The sequence below is a fragment of the Nocardia higoensis genome (assembly GCF_015477835.1).
Taxonomy (GTDB): domain Bacteria; phylum Actinomycetota; class Actinomycetes; order Mycobacteriales; family Mycobacteriaceae; genus Nocardia; species Nocardia higoensis_A.
Genome location: NZ_JADLQN010000001.1, coordinates 1,154,181 through 1,175,192 on the forward strand (window position 1 = coordinate 1,154,181; position 21,012 = coordinate 1,175,192).

Annotated in this window: 6 protein-coding genes; 1 reads left to right on the forward strand and 5 read right to left on the reverse strand. The window is 71.5% G+C overall.

From position 1 onward, the window contains the following. Window positions 1-3: 3 nt before the first annotated feature. The 5 genes from IU449_RS05275 to IU449_RS05300 all read right to left on the reverse strand — a co-directional run bounded on the left by IU449_RS05275 (window position 4) and on the right by IU449_RS05300 (window position 19,447). A complete protein-coding gene (locus IU449_RS05275; RefSeq protein ID WP_195000798.1) occupies window positions 4-993 on the reverse strand; it encodes an ATP-binding cassette domain-containing protein in 990 nt (329 codons plus the stop codon). An 82-nt stretch (window positions 994-1,075) separates the two neighbouring features. Next, complete coding sequence (locus IU449_RS28855; RefSeq protein WP_228803714.1) at window positions 1,076-14,938, reverse strand: amino acid adenylation domain-containing protein; 13,863 nt, start codon at window positions 14,936-14,938, stop codon at window positions 1,076-1,078. A 373-nt stretch (window positions 14,939-15,311) separates the two neighbouring features. Continuing rightward, window positions 15,312-16,910 (reverse strand): apolipoprotein N-acyltransferase, encoded by a 1,599-nt coding sequence (gene lnt, locus IU449_RS05290; RefSeq protein ID WP_195002332.1) that lies wholly within the window; start codon window positions 16,908-16,910, stop codon window positions 15,312-15,314. 398 nt (window positions 16,911-17,308) lie between these two features. Then, window positions 17,309-18,901, reverse strand: coding sequence for an amidohydrolase (locus IU449_RS05295; RefSeq protein WP_195000799.1), 1,593 nt, complete (start codon window positions 18,899-18,901; stop codon window positions 17,309-17,311). Window positions 18,902-18,961: 60 nt separating this feature from the next. Then, window positions 18,962-19,447 (reverse strand): FxsA family protein, encoded by a 486-nt coding sequence (locus tag IU449_RS05300; RefSeq protein WP_195000800.1) that lies wholly within the window; start codon window positions 19,445-19,447, stop codon window positions 18,962-18,964. A gap of 208 nt (window positions 19,448-19,655) precedes the next feature. Here IU449_RS05300 and IU449_RS05305 point away from each other — a divergent pair, with 208 nt between their 5' ends. Further along, entirely contained in the window at window positions 19,656-20,969 is a 1,314-nt protein-coding gene (locus IU449_RS05305) for a lipase family protein (protein ID WP_195000801.1), read from the forward strand. Window positions 20,970-21,012 lie beyond the last annotated feature (43 nt).

Below are 21,012 nucleotides of genomic sequence, written 5' to 3' on the forward strand. Positions count from 1 at the left end.
TGGTCACGACAGGATCTCCTCGGGCACGTCGTCGGTTTCCGGTTCGGCATCGCCGGTGGCGGGGCTGCCGGTGAGGGACAGGAACACGTCGTCGAGGCTGGGCCGGTGCACATTCGCGTCGAGCACCCACACGCCCGCGTCGTCGAGTCTGCGCAGCGCCTCCACCATGGTCCTGGTTCCGTCGCCGACCACCACCGAGATCTCGTCGCCGCCGGATTCGTGCCGGGGTTCGCCCAGTCCGACCTCACCGAGCACGGTCAGCGCGGGCTTCGCATCCTGACCGGCGGCCAGGGTCACGGTGAGCCGGTCACCGCCGATGGCGGACTTGAGTTCCTCCGCGGAACCGCGGGCGATGACCCGGCCGTGGTCGATCACCACGATCCGGTCGGCCAGCATGTCGGCCTCCTCGAGATACTGGGTCGTGAGCAGGACCGTGGTCCCGTCCTCGACCAGTTCGCCGATGACTCGCCACATGTCGAGCCTGCCGCGCGGGTCCAGCCCGGTGGTCGGCTCGTCGAGCACCACCACCGGTGGCCGGGTGACCAGCGCACCCGCCAGATCGAGGCGGCGCGCCATGCCACCGGAGTAGGTGCCCGCCCTGCGATCGGCAGCCTCCTCGAGGCCCAGTTCGCTCAGCAGCGTCCTGGCACGCTGGGCGGACTCCTGCCTGCTCATGCCGTAGAGCCGGGCGACCATGCGCAGATTTTCGAAACCGGTGAGATTGGCGTCGATCGCGGCGTACTGGCCGGACAGTCCGATGCGGGGCCGGGCCGCAGCGGGGTCGCGCAGCACATCGACGCCCGCCACGCGCACCGAGCCCGCACTGGGGCGCAGCAAGGTGGTGACGATCCGGACGGTGGTGGTTTTCCCCGCGCCGTTGGGGCCGAGCAGGCCCATCACCGTGCCTGCCGGGATCTCCAGATCGATACCGTCGAGCACGCGGGTCTTGCCGTAGTTCTTGACCAGTCCGTGCACTTCCACAGCCGTGCTCATCTGCGCCCGCCTTCGTCCCGGCGCACGCCGGTGGCCTCACTCACCAGAGTTCTCCTTCGTCGGATTCACTGCTCGGTCGCCATCACTGCTCGATCGGATCCCGGCCGTCCAGATGGCCGCGCAGCAGCGGGCCGATCCGGTCGAGCACTTCGGGGGTGGTCATCGCCGCGTGCGAGCACGGCACCGCGTGCTCGTGCACCCGGCCGGCGACGAACGGCTGCCAGGCCGCCGCGCACCGATCGGGATCGGCGAGGTTGATCTCGTCGTCGGCCGCGTGGAAGAACACCAGGTCGCCGTCGAACACGCGGGGCCGGAAACCGTGCGCGAGCACCGTGCCGGTGGCGTACTCGCGGAACAGGCCACGCAACTGGTCGTCGGTCAGCGCCGCGAACGGTCCCGGCTGAGCCCGCAGCAGCCGCGCCGCCTGATCGGCGTCGAGTTCGGCGCCCGCCTGGTCGCCGAGGTCGATGCCGAACTCGGCGAGGATCTCGGCCACCGAGGGCACCGCCCGGTCCAGCCAGCGATCGGTGAGCCGGTGGCTGTCGAGCATCGCCAGGGTCGCCACCTCGTCGCCGTCCTCGCGCAGCCGCACCGCGATCTCGTGCGCGATGAGACCGCCCAGCGACCAGCCGGCCAGATGGTAGGGGCCCTGCGGCTGCGTCGCGCGGATGACGCCGACGTAGTGCTCGGCCGCCTCGTCCATCGATGGGAAACCCGCGGTCCCGGTGACGTGCGGGGATTGCAGGCCGAACACCGGCAGGTCCGAGGGCAGGTGGGCCAGCAGTCCGGCGTAACACCAGGACAATCCGACACCGGGGGGCACGCAGAACAGCGCGGGCCGCGCGCCGCCGGAACGCAACGGCAGTACCGGCGCCAGCGCCGCGGAGACCGCGGCCGTGGGATCGGCGTCGGACAGCTTGGCCGCGACCGCCGCGGGAGTGGCGTCGGCGAACATGACCTGTACCGGCATGTCGATGCCCACGGCGCGGAGTTCGGCGACGACCTTGGTGGCCAGCAACGAGTTGCCGCCGAGTTCGAAGAACCCGTCGTCCACGCCTACCCGGTCGACGCCGAGCACCGAGGCGTAGGCCGCGCACAGCGCCGCTTCCACAGCCGTGCCGGGCGCCCGGTACTCGCCCGCTCCGGTGAACACCGGCTCCGGCAGCCGCCCACGGTCCATCTTGCCGGTAGGACCGAGGGGCACCTCGTCGATGAGCATGATCGCCTGCGGGACCATGTAATTGGGCACCAGCGTGGCCGTGTGCGCGGTCAGCTCCCTGGCGGTGATCTCGCTACCCGGGTGCGGCTTCACATACGACACCAGCGCGGTGCTGCCCGCCGCGGTCCTGTGCCCGAAGGTGGTCGACATCGCCACCGCCGGATGCTTGGCCAGCGCGGCGTCGATCTCGCCGAGTTCGATGCGGAAACCGCGGATCTTGACCTGGTGGTCCACCCGACCGACGTACTCGACATCGCCGGGCGAGGCGGGCCGCCAGCGCACCAGATCGCCGGTGCGATACATCCGCTCACCGGGTTTGCCGTAGGGGTCGGCCACGAACCGCTGCGCGGTCAGGCCGGGCTGGTTCAGGTAGCCACGGGCCAGGGCATTGCCGGACAGATGCAGCTCGCCGGTCACGCCGACCGGGCAGGGATGCAATCGCCGGTCCAGGATGCTCGCACCGACACCGCGGATCGGGCCGCCGATGGTGATCGGACCGTGCGGGATCAGCGGTTGCGACATCAGCGTGACGATGGTGGTCTCCGTGGGCCCGTACACGTTGTAGAGGTTGCGACCCACCGACCACCGGTTGGCCATGTCCGGCGGCAGCGCCTCACCACCGACGAGCACGTGTCGCAGGTCGGTGATCTGCTCCGGGTCCACGGTGCCGAGCGCGGAGGTGGTGATGAACGCGTGGGTGATCTCCTCCTCGACGAGGGTGCGGGTCAGCTCCGCCCCACCGACCACACCGGTGGGCGCGATCACCAGGGTGGCCGCGCCACCGAGGGCGAACAGCAGGTCCAGCATCACCGCGTCGAAGCTGGGGGTCGCGAAGTTGAGCACCCGGTCGGCGGGGCGCACGTCGTACCGCTGCGCGCATTCGGCCGCGAAATTGGACAGACCACCGTGGGAGACGACCACGCCCTTGGGCTTGCCGGTCGAACCGGAGGTGTAGATGACGTAGGCCGGGTTGTCCAGGCGCAGCGGAGCGCGCCGGTCGCGCTGGGTGATCGGAGCGGGTGAGGCGGCCAGCACCGCGGCACGGAACTCTGCGTCGTCCAACAGGATCCATCCCCGATCGGCGGGCAGAGCGGCGCTGTTCTCGGCGAGCGTGAGACCGAGCGCGGCGCCCGAGTCGGCCAGCATGTGCGTGATCCGGTCGGGCGGGTACAGCGGGTCGACCGGGACGAACGCCGCACCCGCCTTGGCCACCGCCAGCATCGCCGCGATCGCCTCCACCGATCGGGTGAACCCCAGCGCCACCAGAGTTTCCGGTCCGGCGCCCGCCTCGATCAGCACTCGCGCCAATCGGTTGGTCCACCGATCCAGCGCCTCGTAGGTGACCTCGGTGCCGTCGCTGCACAACGCCACCGCGAGCGGGTCGTGCGCGGCCGCCGCGGCGAACACCTCGGGGAAGGTGATCGGCCGGTCGGCCGCCGCGCCGCGCACCTCCGCCAGGCCCGACCATTCGACCGGGTCGAGCAGTTGCAGATCGCCGACGTGGGTGGCCGGGCCGGTGGCGACGCCCGCGATGAGCCTGCGCAGGCGCTTGCCGAGCGCACGGGCCGTCGACTCGTCGAACAGATCGCCCGCGTAGGTCACCGCGAGGGTGATGCCGTCGGGTTCGCGCAGCGGGGTGTGCGACTCGGTGAGGGTGAACTGCAGGTCGAACTTGGCGACTCCGGTGTCGATGTCCTCGGCCTCGATGCGCAGACCGGGCAGTTCCAGCACCCGCACGGGATGGTCGCGCACCGACAGCATCACCTGGAACAGCGGGTGGTGCGATTGCGAGCGCGCCGGGTTGAGCACCTCCACCAGCCGCTCGAACGGCAGGTCGGCGTGGGCGAAGGCGTCGAGGTCGATCTCGCGGACCTCGCGCAGCAGGTCGGTGAAGCGCGCGTCGGGATCGATCCGGGTGCGCAGTACTAGGGTGTTGACGAACATGCCGATCATCCGGTCCAGCGCCGGATGGCCGCGGCCGGCGATGGCGGTGCCGACGGTGATGTCGTCGGCACCGGTCATCCGGTGCAGCAGCACCGCGAGCGCCGCGTGCAGGATCATGAACATGCTGACGTTGTTGGCCACGGCAACCCGGTGCAGCTCACGGTGGGTGAACGCGTCGATCGCGCATTCGACGGTGCCGCCCCGATAGGACGGAACCGGCGGGCGCGGGCGGTCGGCGGGCACCGACAGCAGCTCCGGGCTGCCGTCGAGGGTACGCGCCCAGTAGTCGAGCTGTCGGCTCAGCGGCGAGGACGGATCGTCCTCGGTGCCGAGCGTGTCCTGTTGCCACAGTGTGTAATCCGCGTACTGCAGCTCCGGCTCGGGCCAGTCGGCCTCGCGTCCGGCGGAAGCCGCGCGATAGGCCGCGGCCACATCGGCGGCCAGCGGTTCCAGCGACCAGCCGTCGATGGCGATGTGGTGCACGACGAGCACCAGCACGTTGTGGGCGGCCGTGGCCGGGGTGGCCACACCGAGTTCCGCCGCGTCGGCCAGGGTGATCAGGGCGGCGCGCAACGGCGGAGCCGCGGCCAGATCGAAGCCGCCCGCCGCGAATCCCCGCACGGTGGCGGCCACCTCGTCCTCGGTGACCGTGGCGGTGTAGAGGGTGACGGCGGCCTCGGCGGGGTCGAGCACCACCTGGACGGGCACACCGTCGACCTCCGGGTACACCGTGCGCAGCGACTCGTGGCGGCGCTGCACCTCGTGCAGCGCCGCGACCAGCGCCGGTAGTTCGAGTTTGCCGTGCAGGCGCAACACGACGGGCACGTTGTAGGCGCCCGCGGTGCTCTCGGCGCCGGGTGCGCCCGCGTTGAACCGGTCGAGGAACCACAGCCTGCGCTGGGCGGCCGAGAGCGGAATACGCTCGGGCCGTTCGCGTTTGACGGGTGCGGGTCGCTCGAACCCCGGTTCCGAGCCAGTGCGGGCGTCGAGAGCGACGGCCAGCCCGGCGACGGTCGGGGCGGCGAAGACACCGCGCACCTCGAGCCTGACGCCGGTGGCCGCGGCCAGCCTCGCGACCAGCTGGGTGGCCAGCAGCGAGGTGCCGCCGATCTCGAAGAAATTGTCGTCGGCGTGGACGCCTTCGGTGCCGAGCAACTCACCCATGACCGCGGCGACCAGGCGTTCGGTGCCGGTCTCGGGTTCGCGACCGGCGCTCGCGGCGAGCAGGACCGGTTCCGGCAGCGCCGCGCGGTCCAATTTGCCCACCGGGGTGAGCGGGATCTCGTCCAGCACTGTGATGCTCGCGGGCACCATGTGGCCGGGTAGATGTTCGGCGACGTGGGCGCGGACCTGCGCCACATCCAGATCGGTGTCGGCGCCCGACGGCTGCACGAACGACACCAGCCGGTCGGCCCCGCTGATCCTGCGGACCTCGGTGTGCGCGAACCGGATCCGAGGATGGGTGGTGAGCGTGGCGTCGATCTCGCCGAGTTCGATGCGGAACCCGCGCATCTTCACCTGGAAATCGCTGCGGCCCAGATAGACCAGCGATCGCTCGGGCGTCCAGCGCACCACATCGCCGGTGCGGTACATGCGGGCGCCGGCCGCGCCGTACGGGTCGGCGACGAATCGGGAGGCGGTGAGCCCGAAACGGTCGAGATAGCCCGCCGCCACGCCGGGCCCGCCGAGATAGAGCTCCCCCGCGACGCCGATCGGCGCCGGTCGAAGTCTCTCGTCCAGCACGACGGCGTGCGCACCGCGGACCAGTGTGCCGATGGTGATCTGTTCCCCGGCCACCAGCGGCGCGGAGATGGTCACCACGATGGTGGTCTCGGTGGGGCCGTAGGCGTTGAACATCCGTCGCCCGTGCGCCCAGCGCTCCACCAGTTCGGGACCGAGTGCCTCGCCGCCGACCATCAGATCGCGCAGGTCCGGCAGTGCCCACCGGTCCCGGTCGATGGTGGCCATGGCGGCGGTGGTGATGAAGGCGTGGGTGATGCGCTCACGCTCGAGCAGTTCGGCCAGTTCGTCGCCGCCGTAGATCTGTGGCGGGCAGATGACCATGGTGGCGGCCGGACCCAGCGCCATCAGCAGGTCGAGCACCGAGGCGTCGAAGCTCGGCGTGGCGAAGTGCAGGACGCGCGAGGTGGCGTCGCTGCCCATCCGGTCGCGCAGTTCGTCGGCGAAGTCCGCCAAGCCGGCCTGGGTGACCGCGACGCCCTTCGGGGTGCCGGTGGACCCGGACGTGTAGACGAGGTAGGCCAGGTCCGCGCCGAGAGTGGTCCGGATCTGCTCGTCCCCGGCGATCGGGTGGCTGGGGTAGCCGTCCAGCTCGGCGCGCGAGCGCGGATCGTCGAGCAGCAGCCAGGCGGTCCGGGCGCAGTCCCGCAGTGCGGCGATGTGTGCGGTGGTGGTGATGCCGAACGTGCTGCCGGAGTCGGTGAGCATGTGGCGCACCCGATCGGCGGGATAGCTCGGGTCCACCGGGACGAACGCCGCACCGGATTTGGCGACGGCCAGCATAGTGAGCACGGAGTCGATCGAGCGGGTCAGCCCGAGTGCGACCCGGTCCCCCGGGCCCAGGCCGCGGGCGATCAGCGCGCGGGCCAGACGGTTGGCGCGTCGATCCACCTCGGCGTAGGTCAGCTCGATCCCGTCGGCGGCCGAGGCGAGCGCGACGCGGGCGCGACCACGGCGAACCGCGTCGGCGAAATACGCCGCCAACGTGCGCGGCTCGCGCGTCACCGCGCCGACCGACGTATCCACGGCGGTGCTCGGCTGTGCCGTCGCGCCCGGGAGCGCGACGGCATCGGCGCCGGAGTTCCCGTCGGCACGGGATCCGGCGGAACCGGCGGTGAGATCACCGAGGTCGGCCTCGGCGCCGAGCGGCCGAGGCTCCGGGACTCCGTCGGTGCGTGGCCCGCGCACCGGGCTGAAGTGGCGGCGCTCGACGTCGGTGCGGACATCGATATCGCGGATCAGCGTCCGCGGATCAGCGCAGACGGCGGCCAGCACTCCGAGCAGGCGGTCGGCCAGGGTGTGGATGGTCGCGGCGTCGAACAGTTCGGCGGCGTAGACGAAGGCGAAGGCCGGATCGGCGTCCGGGCCGGTGGTGACCCGCAGCTCGAGATCGAACTTGGCGGCCGCGATGTCGAGTTCCTCGGCGTGCAGTTCCAGGCCCGGCAGCCGCAGCGCGGGCGCGGGGCCGTCCTGCACGGTCAGGGCGACCTGCACGACCGGGCGCTGCGCGCCGGAGCCCGCGGCCCGGCCGATCTCCTCGACGACCCGTTCGAAGGGCACGTCGGCGTTGGCGATGGCGGCCAGCTCGTTGTCGCGATCCACGCGCACCAGCTCGGCGAAGGGCGCGTCCGGGTTCACCCGCGAACGCAGGATCAGGGTGTTGACGAACATGCCGACCAGATCCTCGAGCGCGGTGTCGGTGCGGCCGGCCACCGGGGTGCCGATCACGATGTCCCGCCCGCCGGTGACCGCGCGCAGCAGCACCGCCAGGGCCGACCGCATCACCATGAACAGGCTCACGCCCTGCTCGCGCGCCATGGCGGTCAGCGCGCGGCGCAGATCCTCCGGCACGGCGAATTCCACGATGCGGGAACGGTAGTGACCGTCTTCCGGTCGCGGGCGGTCGTACGGCAGTGGCAGTTCTTCGGGCAGGTCGGTGAGCGCTTCGCGCCAGTAGGCCAGCTGGGCACCCGCCGCGGTGGTGGGATCGGAGGCGTCGCCGAGGCAGGCGCGCTGCCACAGCCCGAAATCGGCGTACTGCACCGGAAGCGGGGTCCACGCCGGGGCCGCGCCGTCGCGGCGAGCCTGGTAGGCGGTGACCAGGTCGCGGGTCAGCGGCACCAGCGACCAGCCGTCGGCGGCGATGTGGTGCAGCACGATACCGAGCAGGTAGCGGTCGGCTCCGGTGCGCAGCAGCATGATGCGCACCGGGGTGTCGGTGGCCAGGTCGAAGCCGGTGCGGGCGAAGGCGGTCAGGCGTTCGCCCGCGGTGTCGGGATCGACGTCGCAGAACCGGGTCTCGGGCAGGGCCTCGTCGACGGGGAGCACGACCTGGTGAGCACCCGAGCCGTCTTCCGGGTACACCGTGCGCAGCACTTCGTGCCGTTCGATGACGTCGGTGAGCGCGGCGCGCAGGGCGGCGAGGTCGAGCGGTCCGTCGATCCGCAAGGTGAAGGCGATGTTGTAGGCACTGGATTCGGGTGCGTACCGGTTCAGGAACCACAGCCGTTGCTGGGGGGGCGACAGCGGCAGGCGGGCCGGGCGCGGATCGGCGGCGGTCAGCGGGATCCGATGGGTGCGCGGCGCGGTGGCCAGCCGGGTGGCGACGTCCGCGACGGTGGGGGCGTCGAAGATGTCGCGCACCGGCAGTTCCGCACCGAACTCGGCGTGCAGTGCGGCGGTCAGCCGGGTGGCCAGCAGCGAGGTGCCGCCGAGGTCGAAGAAGCTGTCCTCCGCGCCGGGCACCGGACGGCCGAGCACCTTCTCGAAGACCGCCGCGACGCGGCGTTCGGTGTCGGTGTGCGGGGCTCGGGTCGGCCCGGCCGCGGTGAACTCCGGCGCGGGCAGCGCTTTGCGATCCAGTTTGCCCGAGGGGGTCGTCGGTACCTGGTCGAGCACCACGATCGCCGCGGGCACCATGTAGCCGGGCAGCCGGTCGCGCGCGGTGGCCCGGACGTCGGCGGCGTCGAGCGGTTCGCCGCCGGGTTCACCCGTCACATAGGCGGCCAGCCGCGGGTGACCGTGCTCGTCGGTGTGCACCACGGTGAGGGCGAAGGCGACGCCGGGATGGGCGCGCAGCACATGGTCGATCTCGTGCAGTTCGATGCGGAATCCGCGGATCTTGACCTGGTCGTCGGCGCGACCGAGGAAGCGCAGCGTACCCGCGGCGTCGGTGACCACCAGATCGCCGGTGCGGTACATGCGCTCGCCGCGCCTGCCGAGCGGATTGGCCGGGAAGCGTTGCGCCGTCAGACCGTTGCGGCCCAGATAGCAGCGAGCCAGGCCGGGGCCGGACAGGTAGAGCTCACCCGGCGTGCCCGGCGGAACCGGCCGCAGCCGGGTGTCCAGCACGAACAGCCGCATCCCGCGCACCGGCCTGCCCAGCGACACCGGCTGCCCGGCGGGCATCGGGGCCGACGCGGTCGCGGCCACCGTGGCCTCCGACGGGCCGTACATGTTGTGCATGCGGTGACGGGCGGTCCAGGTGGTGACCAGGTCCTGCGAGCACGCCTCACCGCCGACGACGACCGTCGAGAGATCGGGCAGGTCGTCGGCGGGCACCGTGGCCAGCGCGGCCGGCGTGACGAAGGCGTGCGTCACCCGTTCGGCGCGCAGCAACTCGGCCAGTTCCCGCCCGCCGTAGATGCCCGCGGGCGCGATGACCATCGTCGCGCCCGCCGCGAAGGCGAGCAGCAGCTCGAGCACCGAGGCGTCGAAACTCGGTGAGGAGAAGTGCAGGGTGCGCGCCCCCACGCTGATGCCGAACAGATGGACCTGCTCGTGCGCGAGCGAAGCCAGTCCCGCGTGCGTGACGACCACGGCCTTCGGCGTGCCGGTCGATCCGGAGGTGTAGATGAGGTACGCCGGGTGCGCGACCCGCAGCGGGAGCAGCCGATCGGCGTCGGTGAGGGGATTTGCCGGGTGCTGGGCACATTCGGCGGTGAAATCCGCCGAGCCGAGCACCAGCCAGTCCGAGGCGGTCCGCGCGTGCCTGCCACGGGCAGCCGTGGGCCAGGCGGGCAGAGCCGTCACGGATTCCGGCAGGGTCAGGCCGAGCAGCGCACCGGAATCGGCGAGCATGTGGGCGATGCGTTCGGGCGGGTAGCCGGGGTCGACGGGCACATAGGCCGCACCGGTCTTGGCCACGGCCCAGATGGCGGTGATCGCGTCGAGGCCGCGCGGCATGGCGACCGCGACGACCGTCTCCGGCGCGGCACCGCGCGCGATGAGCGCGCGGGCCAAGCGGTTGGAGCGCGCGTCGAGTTCGGCGTAGCTGGTGCCGCGAAATTCCCGGTGTCCGGCCCCCTGCTCGAGATGGCGTACCGCGACGGCGTCGGGCACCCGTTCCGCGGTCTCGGACAGCAGGCGTGCCAGGGTGATCGGCGGGTCCGCCGGGGCCGCGGCCAGCGGCGCGAGGTTGGCGAGCTCCCGCGCGTCGAGCAGTTCGATGTCGCCGACCGGCAGCGCGGGCGCGGCCGAGGCGGTTTCCAGCACGGTGACGAACCGGCGCGCGAACGCCTCGACCGTGTCGTGGTCGAAGACGTCGGTGGCGTAGACGAACTCGGCGTCGAGCGAACCGTCAGGCCGTCCGTCGTGGACCTCGAGATGCAGGTCGAACTTGGCGATGTCGGCGGACACCTCGAGCACCTCGGCGGTGACTCCGGGCAGCTCGATCCGCAGCTCGGGTGTGTGGTCGTAGGACAGCATCACCTGGAACAGCGGATGCCTGCCGGTGGAGCGTTCCGGGTTGACCGCCTCGACGAGCCGCTCGAACGGCACGTCGGCATTGGCGAAGGCGTCGAGATCGGCATCACGCACCACCTCGAGCACCCGCTCGAACCCGGCCGCCTGGTCCACCTCGGTGCGTAGCACGAGGGTGTTGACGAACATGCCCACCAGCTCGTCGAGCGCGGGATCCGAGCGGCCCGCGATCGGTGTGCCGATGGCGATGTCGGTGCTCGCGCACAAGCGCGACAACAGCGTCGCCAGCGCGGCGTGCAGGACCATGAACAGGCTGACCCCGCGGCCGGCGGCGAGATCGTAGGCGGCAGTGCGGACGTGGGGAGCGATGACGAACCGGACGCGGGCGGCCGTGGCCTGCCTGCGCAGCGGACGTGGCCGATCCAGCGGCAGATCCAGCTGGTCGGGCAGGCCGTCGAGCGCGGATCGCCAGTACGCCAGCTGACGATTCAGCCCGCTACCCGCGTCGCCCTCGGCGCCCAGCAGCGCGTGCTGCCAGAGCGTGAAGTCGGCGTACTGCACCGGAAGCGGCGTCCACTGCGGCGCACTGCCCTGGGAACGCGCGGTGACGGCGGCCATCAGGTCGCGGGCGAGCGGGGCGATCGACCAGCCGTCGCCGCTGATGTGGTGCAGCACCATCAGGAAGACGTGCTGACGGGGACCGGTGGACCACAAGGCCACGCGCACCGGCGCCTGGTTGCGCAGATCGAAACCGTATCCGGCGAATTCGGCGGCCAGCGCGGCGACATCGCCACCGGAGGCGTCGATCGGGTCCAGGGTGAGCGGGATGTCCTCGGCCGGGTGGATCAACTGGTAGGGACCGTCGGGTCCCTCCGGGAAGGTCGTGCGCAGGCTCTCGTGCCGGTCGATGACATCGATCAGACCGGCACGCAGCGCGGCCTGGTCGAGCGGTCCGTCCAGACGCAGCGCCAGCGGCATGTTGTAGGCGGCCGCGTGCTCGGCGAACCGGTTCAGGATCCACAGCCGCTGCTGGGCGGCCGAGAGCGGGATGTGCGCGGGGCGGCTGACCGGCGCGAGCCGCAGCGACGTCTCGTCCGGCACGCCGTGGGCGAAGCGCTCGGCCAGTGCGGCCACGGTCGGTGATTCGAACAGGTCGCGGATGGTCAGGCCCAGACCGAGGTCGGCGGTGATCCGGGCGACCGCGCGGGCCGCGCTCAGCGAATTGCCGCCCAGTTCGAAGAACCCGTCCGCCACGCCGACGTCGTCGAGACCGAGCACGGCGGCGAAGATCTCGGCCAGCATCTGCTCGGTCGCCGTCCGGGGCCGGGTCTCGGCGGTGGAACGAACCGGGCGTTGCGGCGGCGCGGGCAGTGCTTTGCGATCGATCTTGCCGTTGGCGTTGAGCGGCAGTTCGGCCAGTCGCACCAGCACGGACGGCACCATGTAGCCGGGTAGGGTGCGGCGCAGGCCCGCGAGGATGTCCTCGATGTCGAGCACGGTGGAGTCCGGTGCGGGGCGGGTGGCGGGGTCTTGGGCTGCGACCACGTAGGCGACGAGTTCGTCGCCGTCGCGGCCGGGACGCGCCACACACACCGCGCGGGCGATCCGCTCGTCATCGAGCAGCACCGCCTCGATTTCGCCCAGTTCCAGGCGCTGGCCACGGATCTTCACCTGGAAGTCGGTACGGCCCAGATAGTCCAGCGCGCCGACAGCGGTGTCCTGCCGCCAACGCGCCAGGTCCCCGGTGCGATACATCCGAGCACCGGGGACGAACGGATCGGCGACGAAACGGTCTGCTGTGAGCACGGGTCTGCCCAGGTAGCCGCGGGCCAGCTGCACGCCGGCCAGGTACAGCTCACCGGTGACGCCGGGCGGGACGGGGCGCAGGTGCGGGTCGAGCACATAGGTGCGGGTGTTCCAGATCGGCGAGCCGATCGGCACGGTGGCGATGCCGGGCGGGCACGGCCATGCGGTCACATCGACGGCGGCCTCGGTCGGCCCGTACAGGTTGTGCAGGTAGGGACCGGTGTCACGACCCGCGCCGAGCGCGGCGTGGAAGGCGGTGACGGTGGCGGCAGGCAGCGCCTCCCCGCTGCAGAACACCCGTCGCAGCACCCGGCAGTCGCGCACGTCGGTGTCGGTGACGAACACCGAGAGCATCGACGGCACGAAATGCGCTGTGGTGACCTGCTTCTCGGCGATGACGCGGGCCAGGTAGGAGGGGTCGCGATGACCGTCGGGCGCGGCCACGACGAGACGGGCGCCGACCTGCAGGGGCCAGAAGAACTCCCATACCGAGACGTCGAAGGTGGCCGGGGTCTTCTGCAGGACGGCGTCGGTCTCGTCGAGCGGGTATTCGTGCTGCATCCAGAGCAGCCGGTTGACGATGGCGGCGTGGCTGATGCCCACGCCCTTGGGTGTGCCGGTGGAGCCGGAGGTGAACAGTACGTAGGCCAGATGCTGTGGGCGCAGCGGCGCCGTCCGCTCCGCGTCGGTGATCGGGGCCGGGTCGTAGCCTGTGGACAGCGCGGCGTCGACCCGTAGGACGGGGGTGTGGGCGGGGGGTGGGAGGTCGTCGTCGGCGACCAGCACGCAGATCGGTTCGGCCTGGTCGAGGATGCCGTCCCGGCGTTCGGCAGGGTGATCCGGGTCCAGTGGCAGGTAGGCCGCGCCGGTCTTGACGATCGCGTACATGCCGACGACGAGGTCGATGCCGCGCGGCAGGCACAGCGCGACCACGGTCTCCGGGCCGGCGCCGCGCTCGATCAGCAGCCGAGCCAGGCGATTGGTCCGCTCGTCGAACTCGGCGTAGGTGAGGGTGCTGTCCTCGAAGTCGAGGGCGATCGCCTCGGGGCAGCGCGCGGCACGATCGGCGAACAGCGACGCCAGGGTCGCCTCCGGGACCGCGACTTCGGTGTCGTTCCAGGCACGCACCACCAGATCGCGTTCGCTCGCGGTGATCGCCTGGAGTCCACGCACCGTCGCGTCGCGCTCGGCGGTCAGGAACCGGGCCAGGTAGTCCAGGAAACGCTCGTGATGCGCGGTGACCTCACGCTCGGCGTAGAGCAGCCGGTTGGCCTCGAAGTCGAGGTGGGTGCCGCCTTCACCGTCGTAGACGTTGACCGACAGGTCCTCGACCGGACCGGTGGACAGCACATGCAGTTCGCCGACCAGGCTGCCGAAGCGCAGTTCGTTGTTGAACAGCATGATGTTGACCATCGGGCCGAAGAATCCGCGGGTGTTGGCGGAGTAGCCGCAGTCGCGGCGGATGTCCTCGTGCCGGTAGCGCTGGTGGCGCAGCGCGCCGGTGATCTCCAGTTCGGCCGCGCGCACGATGTCGCCGACGGTGGTCTCGGCACCGAGATCGAACCGCAGCGGGACCACGTTCGACAGCACGCCCGCCGAACGCCGCAGGGCGACGGTGGTGCGGGCGGCGACCGGGAGACTGAGCACCACGTCCGGATCGCCGGTCACCGCGTGCACATAGCCGGCGAGGGCGGCGACCAGCAGCGTCGAGGTGTTGGACCCGAGATCGGCGGCAGCGTTGCCGAGCGCGGCGGCCAGGTCGTCGTCGAGCACGCCCTGCGCAAGCCGCCTGCCCGGATCCGGCATCGGGCCCGCCGCGACCGTGGACAGGCTGATCGGCTCGCCCGCGCCGCGCATGTGCTCACTCCAGTAGGCGCGGTCACGGTCGTGCCTGCCGCTCCGGTGGTAGGCGCCCTCCTCGGCGTAGATCTCGGCCAGCGGGGTCGCACGCGAGACGCTGGGTTCGGTCTGGTTCTCCAGCGCGGTGTAGATCTCGGCGGTGCGCGCCACGCCGGACATCGCCGCGTAGCCGTCGATCAGGATGTGATGGGCACGGCCGTACCAGAGATACTCGGTGTCGCCGATGCGCAGGATGATGTTCGTGACCAGCGGGTCGTTCTCGATGTCGATGGGCGAGGCGGCGTGTTCGCTCATCCAGCGCATCGCCGCCGCACGGGGATCGGGCCGGTCCCGCAGATCCAGCCGACCCCAGCCGGGCCTGCGGGAGGTGTCGACGACCTGCCGCGGCGTCCCGTCGATCTCGATGACCCGCAGGTAGGCCGACTGATTTTCCGCGCCGCATCGTTCGACCGCGTAGAGCAGACGGCCGACATCGAGATCGCCGTGGATCTCCACGTACTGCGCGATCGTCAACGGCACGTCGGGACGAATGCGCTGGGCGTACCAGAGCGCGGTCTGCGCGGGTGAGAGATCGAACAGCTGGTCGGCGAGGCGTTCGGAGAGATCCCGGGCCGAGAGGTGCCGGGCCAAGCCACTCGGATTGCAGTCGACGCGATCGGTGGCCAACGAACTCATCAATCACTCCATTCTTCCGCGGCTGACTCCGAGGCCCCCGAGCATCGGACGGCCCTCGCACGCACGCGTGGAGGGCCGCAGGACGTGATACACGTCTTGGATTCGGAGCCCGTACGCGGGCGGATTGCCGAGAAGCCCAATTCGTCGGTCGTTCGTACCACTCGAAGCAGGCTGCGACAGCAGTGAATTCACCGGCGGGCCGTCGGCCGATCCCCCGTAAGTCGTTGCGGGGCAGCGACTACCGGCCGGTCATCTCCCACCGGCGGCGATATCGGTCGAGAACGCCGACGGCGAGCAGACGATTGATCCCCCCGAATCAGACACCGCCGGGCAAACCCGGCGGCTACCGGCGCCGAAGGCACCCCCGCTGCGGTCAGACGGATGCAGCGGCCCCGCCGGAGTCGCCGCCCCGGTCCCTGCGACGACGCACGACAGCCAGCAGAACCGCGCCCGAGGTCAAGGCCACGGCGAGCAATTCGGGGATGCCGCCGAGCCGGGTGGCCGGGGTCGTCTCCGAACGCAGCGGCAGAGTGGCGACCAGGGCGGCGGGCACGAACAGCTCACTGCGCTGCACGACCGCGCCGTCGGCGGTGATGACGGCGCTGACTCCGGAGGTGGCGGCGACGACCAGCGCGCGGCTGTGTTCGACCGCCCGTACCCGCGACATGGCGAGCTGCTGGTAGGTCATCTCGCTGTCGCCGAAGGTGGCATTGTTGGTGGGCACGGTGAGCAGTTGCGCACCCGAGGCCAGCGAATCGCGGAACGCCCGATCGAAAGCGACCTCGTAGCAGGTGGCCACGCCGATCTGCGTGCCCGCGGCCTCGACTGTGCCGTCACCGTCGCCCGGTACGAAATACCCGGCGCGATCGGCGTATTCGGAGAACAACCGGAAGAACGACCGCATCGGCAGGTACTCGCCGAAGGGCTGCACGATCTTCTTGTCGTGACGCTCGCGCGGCCCGTTCGCGCCGTCCCACACGATGACCGAGTTGGTCGTGGTGCGATCGCCGTTGATCAGTACGGCACCGACCAGGATGGGCGCGCCGATCCGCTCCGAGGCCCGGGTGATGAGCGCGGCCGCGTCGGCATTGCGCAGCGGGTCGATGTCGGAGGAGTTCTCCGGCCAGATCACCACGTCCGGTCGGCGCGCCTGGCCCGCGTCGACCTGATCGGCCAGTTCCTCGGTGCGACGCACATGGTTGTCGAGGACGGCGCGACGCTGGGCGTTGAAGTCCAGACCCAGTCGAGGCACGCTGCCCTGGATAGCCGCGACCGTGATCGTTTCGTCCCCGTCGGCGGCGCCGGGCAGCGCGGACCGCAGCAGCAGCCCCGCGGCGGGCAGCACGACGACCATGACCGCGGTCAGCGCCACCCGGCGCTGCCACGCCCGATGCCCAGCGGCCGATCCCCGGGCGGCGCCGAACCGGCCGCGCGCCGCAGGTGCGAGGTCTTGCACGAGCACAACCAGTGCGCACCCGACGAACGCGACGACGAACCCGATCAACGGAGCGCCGCCGACCGCGGCCAGGGACAGCAACCACCCGTCTGCCTGCCCGAATGCCAGCCGACCCCAGGGGAATCCGCCGAACGGGAAGCTCGACCGCATCCATTCGACGCTCACCCACGCCAGCGCCGCCCACACCGGCCATCCCGGTAGCCGAGCGAGCAACCGCGTCAGCACTCCGAACACGCCGATATAGACGGCACAGACGGCCGACAGCGCCAGCCACGGGACCGGCCCCACGTAGATCCCGGTCCACGGCAACAGCGGCAGGAAGAAGCCCAAGCCCGCCAGGAACCCGTAACCGAATCCGCCGCGCGGCCGCGTCCCGCTGCGCAGCACCGCGACGAGCACCGCGATTCCGACCGGCGCGAGAAACCAGTACGGGCGCGGGGGGAAACTGCCGAAGATCAGCAGACCGGCCAGGATCGAGGCGATCGATTTCCACAGCACGGGCCATCGCGACAGCATCGCCCACACCGGGTTCCCGTCCACGTCGGCACCGGCCGTACTCCGGCGCTCACCCACCGGTGGCGCGCTCTTACCCGCGACCCTCGACAACGCGGCACTCGACAACGCGGCACTCGTGACGACGCCCGCGTGTGCTCGGCTCTCGTGCGCACTCGCGACTGCCGACCGCGCTCGCGCCTCCGCCGCGTCGTGGCCCGCGCCGCCCCCTGCCTGACGCTCGCCCGCGCCGGCGGCGGTCGTGGCCGCGTCCGCTCGCACATCCGACGAGGTCGTGCGGGCATTCGCCGCGGGCGGGGCGGCACTCTCCTCCGCCGGGCGCGCGGACGCGCCGGGCTCCGCGGCGCCACCCCTCGCCGTGGTTCCGTGAGCGTTCGCTTCCGCGCGCCGGTCGCTCATGGTCAAGCCTCGTAGATGGTCGCGCCCGCGCGAACCGTGCGCAGGCAGCGCGGCAGCGGCGAATCGACGTCCAGTGCGGGTAGACCGGGCACCCGGGAGCGCGGGTCGGTGGACCAGCGCTGTACCGAGGCCGTGGAGGCGGCGACCACCAGTTCGCCGGCCTCCCAGATCGCGTAGTCGGCGGGTGCGCCGGGGACGAGTGTGCCCGCGACGCCGTCCCTGACCCCGCCCGCGCGCCAGGCGCCTCTGGTGGCCGCGGCGAACGCGGCGCGCGGGGAGATGCCGTGTTCGGGGGTGCGATGCAGGGCCGCCGCGCGTACGGCTGCCCACGGATTCATCTCGGTGACCGGGGCGTCGGAGCCGATGGCCAGCGAGATCCCGGCCGAGGCCATCGCGGCGAAGGGGTTGAGCGCTGCGGCACGCCGACCGCCGAGGCGGGCGGCGTACATGCCGTCCGGGCCGCCCCAGGCCGCGTCGAAGGCGGGTTGCACGGAGGCGATCACGCCCCAGCGGGCCAGCTTCTCGATCTGCTCGACATCGATCATTTCGGCGTGTTCGACGCGGTGGCCGCGCGCGGCGACAGCCGGGCCGCCCAACGCCTCGACCGCCTGCTCGAAACCGGCGACGACGGCGTCCATCCCCGCGTCACCGATGACATGGAATCCGGCCTGGATCCCCGCCTCGGTGCAGGCGCGCACGTGCGCGCCGATCGCGTCGGCGTCCAGGTAGCTGTTGCCGTTGCCGGGCGCGTCGGCATAGGGCTCGCGCAGCCACGCGGTGCGCGAGCCGAGGGAGCCGTCGACGAACAGGTCGCCGCCGAGCGCATGCGCCCCGGTGGCGGCGAGCAGCTCGCGGGCCTCGTCCGCGGTGCGCACCGCTTCGCCCCAGTAGGCCCGCACCGCCACGCCGTGCTCGAATTCGAGTAGTTCGCGCAGATCATCCCGACCCGCGATGTCCGGGCCTCCGCATTCGTGCACCGCGACGATGCCGCGCGCGGCCGCCGCGTCGAGGGCGGCGCGGCGGGCACGGTCGCGCTGTGCGCGGTCGAGGCCGGCCAGGGCCGCTGCGCGCGCGAGATGATGCGCTTGCGCGCGCAGCGGCTCACCCGGGGTGTAGCCCGGCGTGGCGGGTGGCACGGCGTCCAGCAGGGCGGTGGAGACGGCGGCGGAATGGGCGTCCACGCGGGACAGGTACACCCGCCTGCCCGCGCCTGTGGCGGCGTCGAGTTCGTCGGCGGAAGGACCGCGGCGTTCGGGCCAGCGGGTCTCGTCCCAGCCCGACCCCAGAACGGTCGCGTCCGGGTGGGCGGCGGCGAATTCGGAAACCGCGCGCAGGCACTCGGCCAGCGAGGCGGCGCCCGACAGGTCGAGTCCGGTCAGGCGCAGTCCCTGAGCGGTGAGGTGGATGTGCGGCTCCACGAAGGCGGGGGCCACGAAGGCGCCGTCCAGATCGATGATCTCCGCGTCCGGATGCAGCGCCCGCCCCGGCTGCTCGGCGCCGAGCCACACCACCGTGCCGTCGGTGACCGCCATGGCGGTCGCGTCCGGGGAACTCGAGCTGTAGAAGCGGCCGCCGATGAGCAACTGGGTTCGCACGGCTGTCCAGTCTGCCGTACGGCCCGCGGCCACCACGTTCCGGTCGGGGTGCCGGGGCCGTCAGGCCGGGTCGATGGCGCGGCGCCCGGTGGAGTGGCCGTCGTCGTACCACTGGCGAACGACGACCCCGTCCACCACATCACCGTCCGCATCGATCACCACGCCCCGGTAGCGTGCCTGTCCGACCAGCCCCCCGACCTTGCGGGCGGCGAGGGCGGTCACCGCGGGGCGCACCAACGCGCGGGTGAACGGGAGCAGCAGGAGCAGACCCGCCACCGAGGTCACCAGGCCGGGGACGAACATGAGCACCGCGCCCAGCGCCACCAGCGCTCCGTCGGCCACCGCGGTGCCCGGCCGCACCTCGCCTCGGCCCGCCCGCCGGAACTGCTCGAACACCCGGCGCCCCTGCGCGCCGACGAGCACCATACCGACGGCGGAGCCCGCGATGAGCAGAAGAATGGTCGCGAACACGCCGATCCACTGGGCGAGCGCCACCAGAGCGGCGATCTCGACGACGACATAGAGCACGAACAACAGGGCGGGCATGGCGTTCCTTCCGTCGATTACCTCAACGCATGTCGGCCTGATCCGGTTCCCGTCACGATCACGGACGCGTCCGCGAGGACATCCTCACCATCCTTGACATTCGGGTGACGATGTCTGCAATGTGTCACGGAACGTCAAAATGTGTTCTGCGCCACCACTGACGCGCGGCCGGAATGACGTCCGCCGACAACGAGGGGAGTCGAACCCGATGCAGAGAAGCGTCCGGGCCTGGTCGGTAGCGCTGGTGACGGCCTGCGGCATCTCGTTCACCGGAATCGGCACCACCCACGTCGCGGCAAGTCCCCCGCAGATGGCGGCGCCGTCCGGCCCGTGGGGATCGTTCTACGATCCGCCCGCGGTCCTGCCGGGCGATGCGGCCGGCGATGTGATCCGCGAGCAGCCCTTCACTCCCGTCCTGTCCGCGCCCTCGGCCGCGGGAACGTTTCCGGGTGCGGCCCGGCGCGTCATGTACCGCAGCGTCGACGACGCCGGGCAAGCGATCGCGGTGACCGGCAGCTACTTCGAGCCCAGCACGCCATGGCCGGGCTCCGGACCGCGGCCCCTGGTGTCGCTGGCATCGGGAACGATCGGCGAAGGACGCCAGTGCGCGCCGTCGATCGCCATGCAGTCGCTGGTGCACTACCGACCGCCGTCGGACCTGTCGATCGCCTACGAGCAGTTGGCTGTCGCCTACCTTCTCGCGCAGGGGATCGCCGTCGTGTTCACCGACTACGTCGGCCTCGGCACGCCCGGCCCGCATCCGTACGGCAACCGGGCCGCCTCCGCGCGGGCGGTCATCGACGCGGCCCGAGCCGCCCAGCGCCTGCCCGGAACCTCGCTCGATCCTTCAGGACCGGTCGGATTCTGGGGCTATTCCCAGGGCGGTCATGCCGCCGCGGCCGCCGCGGAACTGCAGCCGACCTACGCTCCGGAGCTGAACACGAAGGGCACCTATGCCGGAGCTCCGCCCGTGAAGCTCGACGACACCCTGGCGCGTGCCGAGGGGAGCACCCTCATCGGAGCCGTCGGCTATTACCTCAACGGCGCCGTACGCACCGATCCGGAGATCGAATCCGTGCTCGACCGCGTCCTCAACGACGAGGGCCGAGCCATGATCCGGACCACGGCGAACCAATGTATCGCCGAAACCCTGCTGACCTATTCTTTCCAGCGCACCTCGCAGTGGACCGTCACCGGGGAATCGCTGGGCGCGGCGGTCGTCGGCGACCCGACCGGGCGGCGCATCGTCGACGACCAGGCCATCGGAAATCTGACTCCCTCGGCACCGGTCCTGCTCAGCTCCAATGTCAACGACGACGCGGTCCCCTACCACCGCGTCCGAGAGCTCGCCCAGACCTGGTGTGCGCGAGGAGTTCCGGTCACAATGCACACCATCGAACTCCCACCGCTCCTGCCGGGGACCGCTGTCGGTCACGGGATCCCCGAATTCACCAACGTGCCCGCGGCCGCCGCGTGGATGAGCGATCGATTCCGCGGGGTCGCTCCCCCGCCGTGCCGTTAGGCGGTCTCCGCGGTGACGCGGGCCGGTCGGCGGCCCGCGCGCA